The organism is Mycobacterium sp. TH-M11 (assembly GCF_057473725.1).
Genome location: NZ_JBYCLD010000046.1, coordinates 1 through 7,723, shown reverse-complemented (window position 1 = coordinate 7,723; position 7,723 = coordinate 1). Strand labels below are relative to the sequence as shown.

Annotated in this window: 7 protein-coding genes; 3 read left to right on the top strand and 4 right to left on the bottom strand. The window is 66.3% G+C overall.

All coding sequences use genetic code 11. The features are described 5' to 3' along the window. On the top strand, positions 1-522 hold a 522-nt coding region (locus AC2VOG_RS01815; RefSeq protein WP_486938207.1), incomplete at its 5' end, for an acyl-CoA dehydrogenase C-terminal domain-containing protein. Positions 523-1,023: 501 nt separating this feature from the next. Here the strand turns inward: AC2VOG_RS01815 and AC2VOG_RS01810 are convergent. Further along, positions 1,024-2,370 carry an acetyl-CoA C-acetyltransferase gene (locus AC2VOG_RS01810; protein WP_486938206.1) on the bottom strand — a complete coding sequence of 449 codons (1,347 nt, stop codon included), beginning with the start codon at positions 2,368-2,370 and terminating at the stop codon, positions 1,024-1,026. 121 nt (positions 2,371-2,491) lie between these two features. Here AC2VOG_RS01810 and AC2VOG_RS01805 point away from each other — a divergent pair, with 121 nt between their 5' ends. Beyond that, entirely contained in the window at positions 2,492-3,844 is a 1,353-nt protein-coding gene (locus AC2VOG_RS01805) for a 3-oxoacyl-ACP reductase (RefSeq protein ID WP_486938205.1), read from the top strand. Between the two features lie 36 nt (positions 3,845-3,880). Beyond that, positions 3,881-4,696 (top strand): MaoC/PaaZ C-terminal domain-containing protein, encoded by an 816-nt coding sequence (locus AC2VOG_RS01800; RefSeq protein ID WP_486938208.1) that lies wholly within the window; start codon positions 3,881-3,883, stop codon positions 4,694-4,696. On the opposite strand, the gene AC2VOG_RS01795 is transcribed toward AC2VOG_RS01800, so the two are convergent. The 3 genes from AC2VOG_RS01795 to AC2VOG_RS01785 all read right to left on the bottom strand — a co-directional run. Next, the gene (locus AC2VOG_RS01795; protein WP_486938204.1) at positions 4,682-5,929 is read right to left on the bottom strand and encodes a chloride channel protein; all 1,248 of its coding nucleotides are present in this window, start codon (positions 5,927-5,929) and stop codon (positions 4,682-4,684) included. The genes AC2VOG_RS01800 and AC2VOG_RS01795 overlap by 15 nt on opposite strands. 4 nt (positions 5,930-5,933) lie before the next feature. Further along, positions 5,934-6,563 carry a TetR/AcrR family transcriptional regulator gene (locus tag AC2VOG_RS01790; RefSeq protein WP_486938203.1) on the bottom strand — a complete coding sequence of 210 codons (630 nt, stop codon included), beginning with the start codon at positions 6,561-6,563 and terminating at the stop codon, positions 5,934-5,936. Positions 6,564-6,625: 62 nt separating this feature from the next. After that, positions 6,626-7,723, bottom strand: a 1,098-nt coding sequence (locus tag AC2VOG_RS01785) for a glycoside hydrolase family 3 N-terminal domain-containing protein (RefSeq protein ID WP_486938202.1), incomplete at its 5' end; no start/stop codon positions are given.

Genomic DNA, 7,723 nt, shown 5'->3' with positions numbered 1-7,723 from the left:
GACGCCAAGATCGACTCGCTCTACGAAGGCACCACGGCCATCCAGGCGCAGGACTTCTTCTTCCGCAAGATCGTCCGCGACAAGGGTGTGGCGCTGGCCCACGTGTCGGGGCAGATCGAGGAGTTCATCAAGAACGAGTCCGGCAACGGTCGACTGAAGGCCGAGCGGGCGTTGCTGTCCACCGCACTGGCCGACGTCCAGGCGATGGCGGCGACGCTGACCGGCTACCTGATGGCCGCGCAGGATGAGATCTCGAGCATCTACAAGGTGGGCACCGGTTCGGTGCGCTTCTTGATGAGCGTCGGAGACCTGGTGCTGGGCTGGCTGCTGCAGCGTCAGGCCGCTGTGGCCCTGGAGGCGCTGGACGCCGGCTGCAGCGACGCCGATCGGTCCTACTACGAGGGCAAGATCGCGGTGGCGTCGTTCTTCGCGAAGAACTTCCTGCCGCTGTTGACCAGCACTCGTCAGGTGCTGGAGACCATCGACAACGAGATCATGGAGCTCGACGAAGCCGCGTTCTGATCCAAGCTAGACATCGACATCCCCCGCTCTCCTCGGAGACGGGGGATGTCGCTGTTGCAACATCAGTAACACCAGCACTGTCTCCATGGGTGCACTTCTTTTTCGCAATCGACGCGTATGCGATATCAGCCGGTGGCGGCCTCGCGGTGATATCACATATGCGTCGATTTCTACGCAGCACTCCCACCTGGACTGAGGTACAGGTGTGGTTTGAGCTGGCGCTGTGATTTGAGGTGGCGCTGTGATTTGAGTTGGTGGCTTGCGGTAGTGCTGTGGTTTGCCTCCGCCGGCAACGCTTCGGGCACACGAAAAGGGGCCGCCGCGGGATCCCCTCATTCCGTGGCGGCCCCGGTCGTGGTCCAGTACCCGCAGGCGCCGCGTACCACCGATTTCAAGGATGCTCCGCGCTGCCTTTGGGTCGGGGGCCCGGTAGCAGCGCGGAGCCATCCGCGGTGTTGGCTACCCGGGGTTTGACGAGGCTAAACGGCGCCTCGGCGGCCGTTAGGCCTCCAGAATGGCCGCGACACCCTGTCCGCCGGCCGCGCAGATCGAGATCAGACCGCGGACCGGTTTACCACCGTTGGCGGCCTTCGCCTCGTTCAGCTGTTTGGCCAATTGCGCGAGGATGCGACCACCGGTAGCGGCGAACGGGTGCCCGGCCGCCAGCGACGAACCGTTGACATTCAGCTTGGACCGGTCGATGGACCCCAGCGCGGCGTCCAGGCCGAGCCGCTCCTTGCAATATTCGTCGGACTCCCAAGCCTGCAGGTGCGCCAGCACGACAGAGGCGAATGCCTCGTGAATCTCGTAGAAATCGAAGTCCTGCAGGGTGAGCCCGTTGCGGGCCAGCAGCCGCGGCACCGCGTAGGTCGGCGCCATCAGCAGCCCGTCGGGGCCGTTGACGTAGTCGACCGCCGCCGTCTCGGCGTCAACCCAGTACGCCAGCGGTGTCAGCGAACGCTCGGCGGCCCACTCCTCGGTGGCCAGCAGCGCTACCGAGGCACCGTCGGTCAAGGGCGTCGAGTTGCCCGCGGTCATGGTCGCGTCGCCGGCCTTGACGCCGAACACCGGCTTGAGCTTGGCCAGCTTCTCCGCCGACGAGTCCGGCCGCAGGTTGTCGTCGCGGTAAAGACCCAGGAACGGTGTGACAAGGTCGTCGAAGAAGCCGCGATCGTAGGCGGCCGCCATGTTGCGGTGGCTGGCCGCGGACAGCTCGTCCTGATCGACCCGCTTGATGCCCATCTGCTTGGCGGTGATCGCCGCGTGGTCACCCATCGACAGCCCGGTGCGCGGCTCGCTGTTCACCGGGATCTCCACTCCCAAACTGGCGGGAAGCTTCCCGACCAGTTTCAGCCGGTCGACGTTGGACTTGGCCCGGCGCAGTCCGAGCAACGTGTGGCGCAGGTTGTTGCCCAGCGCAATCGGCGCGTCGGAGGTGGTATCAACTCCTCCTGCCGCCGCCGCCTCGTAGCGCCCGGCGGCGATGCCGTCCGCGGCGGCAATCGCGGCCTGCAGACCCGTGCCGCAGGCCTGCTGAAGGTCGAATGCCGGGGTGTAGGACGACAGCGCAGAGCCCAGCACCGATTCGCGCATCAGGTTGAAATCCCGGCTGTGCTTGAGCACCGCGCCGCCGATCACGGCATCGAGCCGCACGCCCGCGAGGTCGAACCGGTCGACCAGCCCGCCGAGTGCGGCAGTGAACATGTCCAGGTTGGAGGCCTGCGCGTAGGCGCGGTCGGAGCGCGCGAACGGGATCCGATTGCCACCTAGAACCGCGACCCGCCGCTTGGCGGCGGTCGCCTGGGACCGTGCAGAGGCGCTTTCAGCTGAGGCGCTTTGAGAGGGCACGCTTATCTCCGTCAATTGTTGGTTAACCAGTGATGGGAGCCATACTACCCACCGTTCTTACTCTAGAGTAAGTTCGCTATCGACTACCGTACAGATACCCGACAGCATGGAAGGCAGTCCAGTGGCACCCGATTTATTCTCCCAAGTCGTCAACTCCGGGCCCGGTGCATTTCTCGCCAAGCAGCTCGGCGTGCCCCAGCCCGAGAAGCTGCGACGGTATCGGGCGGGCGACCCCGCGCTGGCCGGACCCTTGCTGATCGGCGGCGACGGACGGGTCGTCGAGTCGATGCGGGCGGCGCTGGACGCCGACTACGACCTGGTGGGCGCCAATCTCGGCGGACGCTGGGCGGATTCCTTCGGTGGACTGGTGTTCGACGCCACCGGCATCACCACGCCGGCCAAGCTGACGGCGCTGCACGAGTTCTTCACGCCGCTGATGCGCAACATCGGCCACTGCGGCCGCGTCGTCGTCGTCGGCACCACACCCGAAGACGCCGAGAGCAGCGACGAGCGGATCGCCCAGCGCGCACTGGAAGGGTTCACCCGCTCACTGGGTAAGGAGCTGCAGCGCGGCGCCACCGTCTCGCTGGTCTACCTCTCCCCCGCGGCCAAGCCCGCCGCCACCGGCCTCGAGTCGACCATGCGGTTCCTGCTGTCGGCCAAGTCGGCCTACGTCGACGGGCAGGTGTTCTACGTCGGCGCCGCCGACTCCACCCCGGTCAAAGACTGGGACCGCCCGCTGGACGGAAAGGTCGGCATCGTGACCGGTGCCGCCCGCGGCATCGGCGCGACGATCGCCGAGGTGTTCGCCCGCGACGGTGCGCGGGTGGTGGCCATCGACGTGGAGTCCGCCGCAGCGGCGTTGGCCGAGACGGCCACCCGCGTCGGCGGTACGGCGTTGGCACTCGACGTCACCGCCGACGATGCCGTCGACCGGATCACCGAGCACCTACGCGACCACTACAACGGCCACGCCGACATCCTGGTCAACAACGCCGGAATCACCCGTGACAAGCTGCTTGCGAACATGGACGACGCGCGGTGGAATTCGGTGCTGGCAGTCAACCTGCTTGCGCCGCAACGCCTCACCGAAGGCCTGGTCGACAACGGCAGCATTGGCGAGGGTGGCCGGGTGATCGGCCTGTCGTCGATGGCCGGCATCGCGGGCAACCGCGGCCAGACCAACTACGCCACCACCAAGGCCGGGATGATCGGCCTCACCCAGGCACTGGCGCCCAAACTCGCGGAGAAGGGCGTCACGATCAACGCCATCGCGCCGGGTTTCATCGAGACCAAGATGACCGAGGCCATCCCGCTGGCCACCCGCGAGGTGGGCCGTCGACTCAATTCGCTGTACCAGGGCGGCCAGCCGGTCGACGTGGCCGAAGCGATCGCCTACTTCGCCAGCCCGGCCTCTAACGCCGTGACCGGCAACACGATTCGCGTGTGCGGCCAAGCCATGCTTGGGGCCTGAGGCGCCGTGACTCAACAACCCAGCGGTCTACGAAACATGCTGCGCGCGGCGGCAGGAGCCCTACCGTTCGTACCACGCGGCGGGCGGCTACCCGATCGCGCGGTCACAGTCGAAGAGCTACCCATCGACCGCTCCCATGTCGCCGAGTACGCCGAGGTCACCGGGCTGCGGTACGCCGACGCGGTGCCGCTGACGTATCCGTTCGCACTGACCTTCCCCACCGTCATGTCGCTGGTGACAGGGTTCGACTTCCCTTTTGCGGCAATGGGATCGGTGCACCTGGAAAACCAGATCACTAGGTACCGTCCGATCAGCGTGACCGACACGGTCAACGTCGCGGTGCATGCGGAAAACCTGCGCGAGCACCGCAAGGGCCTGCTGGTCGACGTCATCGCCGATGTCAGCGTGGGCAGCGAGTTGGCCTGGCACCAGGTCACGACGTTCTTGCATCAGCAACGCACCAGCCTGTCCGACGAACCCAAGCCCGCACCGCAGAAACAGCCCAAACTGCCTGCACCCCAAGCGCTCCTGCGAATCAGTCCCGGCCAGATTCGCCGTTACGCCGCGGTAGGTGGCGACCACAATCCGATCCACACCAGCTCCGTCGGTGCCAAACTGTTCGGTTTCCCCACCGTGATAGCGCATGGAATGTTCAGCGCCGCAGCGGTCTTGGCCAATATTGAGGCTAGCCTTCCGGGCGCGGTGAGATATTCGGTGCGATTCGGCAAGCCGGTACTGCTGCCGGCCAGCGCCGGGTTGTACGTCGACCGGGTTCAGGACGGCTGGGATCTCAGCTTGCGCAACATGTCCAAGGGTTTCCCGCACCTGACCGGTACGTTACGGGCGCTCTAGCACCCGGCCATGCCGCTCGACGCGGAGTTGTAAAGCGTGCGCGCCCGCTGCGACGATCAGGAGATCCAGAAGCAGCCACAACGGCGGCCTGGACAGTTCCCAGACGAAAATCGCGGCCCAGAACGGCGTGCGCTGAGTCACCGCGAGCACGCCGGCGGCACCGGCCATCGAGAACACCGCGACGTGCAGTTCCGTCCCGGCGACGGCATTGACCGTCAGCGCCACCAACGTTCCGGCCGCCGCGCCGGTGGCCAGCGCCGGCGTGAGCATGCCGCCCACCGCGCCGACGCGCAAAAACACCGCTGTCAGAAGCGGTTTCAAAATGAGAACGGCCGCCGCCACCGGCACTGTCATCCCGCCTGCCAGGCTCGCCGTCAGGATCGACTTCCCGTTACCAGGCAACTCAGGCCACCAATGCGAACAGATGCCGATGAGCAAACCCGCACCCGCGATAGCCGGGATCAACATCCACGATCGATCCAGCCTGTTGCGCTGCGCTGACGTCATCAGGTGGTTGAAGGCCAGCCCGACGGCCAGCGTCAGCGGAGCCAGCACCAGGGCCAGCGTATAGGCGATCACGACATAGGGCACGTATGGGTTGGGCCAGCTCAGACTGGTCTGATCGTGGGTGACCAACGACGATACGGCGACCGCCAGGCTCGAGGTGATCAGCGCCGCGCCGAACGCCCTGGGATGCCAGGTTTTCAACATGATTCGCAGTGCGAACAGTGCACCGCCCACCGGGACCGAATACACCGCGCCCAGGCCGGCGCCGGCCGCGCAGGCCAGCAAAAGCTCCCGGTCCTGCGCGGAAAGCTTTTTCAGCCAGCCCGTTCCGAGATCACTGAGGGCCGCGGCGAATTGGCGGGGCGCACTTTCCCGTCCTAACGAGGCACCGGAGCCAACTGCCAGCACCTGCAACGCCGCATCACAGCCGAAGGGCAACAGGCGGATACGCGAATGGCTGGCGATTGCTTCGGCCAGCGGTGTGACGTCGGTTCTCGACCGCAGTAGCCACCAGCCCAACCCGGCCAGCGCTCCGCCGACCATCGGCCCTAGGGCTCGTCGTACCGGGCTACTCGCGGTCACACCCTCGACCAGCGGGCCGAAGGTGTAGTCGTAGGTGAGGTGCTCGACCGTGCGCAAAACGAGTAACGTAGCCGATCCGGCCACGCCGGCCAATAGCCCGACAATCACTATCGCGCACGCGAAATCGCTATTGCGGCTGCGCATATGACTAGTCAGGCTCGGCGAGGGATTCGCTCGCGTCTTTGTCGGTCGGCTTGCCCTTCAACCCGCGCCAGAACAGGTTGATCATCACCTCGGCCGCGCCGTCCACGTCGGTGTCGCCAGTGCTCAGGCGGGTGGCGATCGCTTCGCCGGCGCCCACCAAAGCGGCGGCGATCATCTCGAAGTCGGTGTCAGGTTCGGGGTTACGCGTACCTGCCTGCAGGACCCGCACCACCAACGCGATGATCCGCTCGCGCCCCTCCCGGACGGTGTGGGCGAATGCCTGCGAGTTGGTGGCCTGCGCATACATCACCAGCCAGGACGCCCGGTTGGTGTCGATGTAACGCATGAACGCGACAATGGTGTCGTGCAGCAACTCTCGCGGGCTCTGGTTGAGGTTGATGTCCTCGCGCACCCCGTCGATGAATCGCGCCAGTTCGCGGTCCAGGCACGCGCCGAATAGCTCCTCTTTCGACCCGTAGTACAGGTAGAGCATCGGCTTGGAGATCTCCGCCTTGGCCGCGATGGCATCCATCGAGGTGTCGTGATAGCCGTTGATGGAGAACATTTCGACCGCAGCGTCGAGCATCTGCTGTTCTCGGACAGCACGAGGCAACCGCTTGGTACCACCTGCCATGCTCTCCCCTTCTCGCCAACGCGCCCGTTCAGAGTAAGCAATCCGGGTTCGTGCCGCCGAATTTACCGGCCGCAGTCCGGCTTGGGGCCTTTGACCTTCGCGATCCGCTGCACCGACGCGTCGACGCTCGCAACCGTCAACTCCCCTGCCGCGACCGCCTTCTCCAACCGATCCAGAACCGCGGGTACCTCGTCGGTGGTGACCCACAGCGCGACGTCGGTACCGGCCTGCAAGGTGCGCAGCACCGCGTCGGGCACGCTGTAGCGGTCCTTGATCGCGAGCATGCTGGACAAGTCGTCGCTGAAGATCGGGCCGTCGAACGCGGGTGCTTGATAGCCGGTTCCGGTCCGCAGCAGCTGCACCGCGGCCCGGTTGACACTGGCCGGCTCGTCGCCGGTGAGCCCGGGAACCTGCAGGTGGCCGACCATCACGCCGACCGGAGTCGCCGTCACCAACGCCCGGTACGGGATCAGGTCGTCGTTCTGCAGCTGCGACAACGGTGGCGTGGCGACCCCGCCGGTGTGCGAGTCGCCGGAGCCGTGCCCGTGACCGGGGAAATGCTTGATCACCGGCAGCAGCCCGGCATCCTGTAAGCCGCGGGCGTACTGGCGAGCGTATTCGGTGACCTTCGCCGGGTCCGAACTGAACGACCGGTCGCCGATCACCGTGTCGTCGGGGGCATCGGTGACGTCGACATCCGGCGCGAAATCGACGGTGATGCCGAGGCCGCGCATCCTGTGACCACGCTCCAGCGCCAGGCCGTAGACCTGGTCCGGAGTGTGCGTCTGGGCCAATACCCGGGCCGACGGCGCCGGGCCGATCAGCTTGGACAGCCGGGCCACCCGGCCGCCTTCCTCGTCGACGCTGACGGCCAGCGGCAGCGCGGTGCTGGCGCTGAGATCCTTGCCCAGATTGGGACCCAGCATCGACAGGTCGGTCCAGCTGCCGATAAAGATGCCCCCGACGTGGTAGTTCGTCACCACGGCTTTGGCGTCATCGCCGTTGCGGACGCCCACCATCAGCAGCTGGGCCAGCTTGTCACGCAGCGGGATGGCGGCGGGGTCGCCGCAGGCCGGCTTGGCCGGAGGTTGCGCAGTGGCGGTTGAGGACGTCGGCGCGGGCTTCGGGGAGGGGTGGCCGCACCCCGTCATCAGCGCCGT